The sequence below is a fragment of the Melaminivora alkalimesophila genome (assembly GCF_000282995.1).
Lineage (GTDB): Bacteria > Pseudomonadota > Gammaproteobacteria > Burkholderiales > Burkholderiaceae_C > Melaminivora > Melaminivora alkalimesophila.
Genome location: NZ_ALEE01000361.1, coordinates 1 through 890, shown reverse-complemented (window position 1 = coordinate 890; position 890 = coordinate 1). Strand labels below are relative to the sequence as shown.

Genomic DNA, 890 nt, shown 5'->3' with positions numbered 1-890 from the left:
GAGCTGCACGAGCGGCTGGCGGCCGACAGCCAGGTGGCCCTGAGCTACGCCGACCCGGGCGAGGACTGCTACGTCTCCGTGTCCGGCACGGCCGCGTTCATCGAGGATGCGGCGCGCAAGGAAGACCTGTGGACGCCCATGGCCAAGGCCTGGTTCCCCGACGGCCCGGGCAGTCCCGACCTGGTGCTGCTGGCCGTGCACATCCAGCACGCCGAGTACTGGGACGTGCCGGAGAGCAAGCTCACGCAGCTCTACAAGATGGCGACGGCCGCCATGACGGGCGAGCGACCCAAGGCCTTGGGCGAGCACCGCGAACTGGACCTGTGACACCGCAGGCAACCCCATCCCACTTCAGGAGGAAATCCATGCACCCGCAGAACGTGAACACCGACGAGGATGTTTCCCCAACCACCGGCAAGCCCCAACCGGGCGACCAGGCCACGCAGGAGGCCACGGCCGAGCAAACGCAGAACAAGGAATCCGCCCAGCGCCGCGACCTGGAGAGCAACATCGGCAGCGACAACCAGACCATGGAGCGGCGCGGCGCGAACCTGGACAAGTTCTGACGCCCCTGGGCCGCTTGGCCTGTGCAGGGCGGCGGGGTTGCGCCGCAGCCCACTCCAGCTGCTACCCTCGGGGCCATGCGCCCCCGCCGTGACTTTCCTTCCCTGCCCGCCGCATGCGGGGCACTGGCCGCTGCGCTGCTGCTGGTCGGCTGCGCCGCGCCCACTTCGCGCCCGGCACGCGCGCCCGCTTCCTATTCTCAGCTGTCGCCCGAGCAATCGCGCGACATCGCCATCCACGCGCTCGGCCTGGTCGGCACGCCCTACCGCTATGGCGGCAACACGCCCGAGGGCGGCTTCGACTGCAGCGGCCTGATCGGCTACGTC

The 890-nt window shown here is 69.9% G+C and carries 3 protein-coding genes; all 3 read left to right on the top strand.

Translation table 11 applies throughout. The annotated features are described in order from the left end of the window. A partial coding sequence (locus tag A612_RS06680; protein WP_019373736.1) for a pyridoxamine 5'-phosphate oxidase family protein occupies window positions 1–327 on the top strand: 327 nt, incomplete at its 5' end. 38 nt (window positions 328–365) lie between these two features. Further along, entirely contained in the window at window positions 366–566 is a 201-nt protein-coding gene (locus tag A612_RS06675) for a hypothetical protein (RefSeq protein ID WP_019373735.1), read from the top strand. Window positions 567–641: 75 nt separating this feature from the next. Then, on the top strand, window positions 642–890 hold a 249-nt coding region (locus A612_RS06670; protein WP_019373734.1), incomplete at its 3' end, for an NlpC/P60 family protein.

Coding starts and splice junctions, on each gene's coding strand:
- A612_RS06675 (WP_019373735.1), top strand. CDS start 366: ATGCACCCGCAGAACGTGAACACCGACGAGGATGTTTCCCCAACCACC.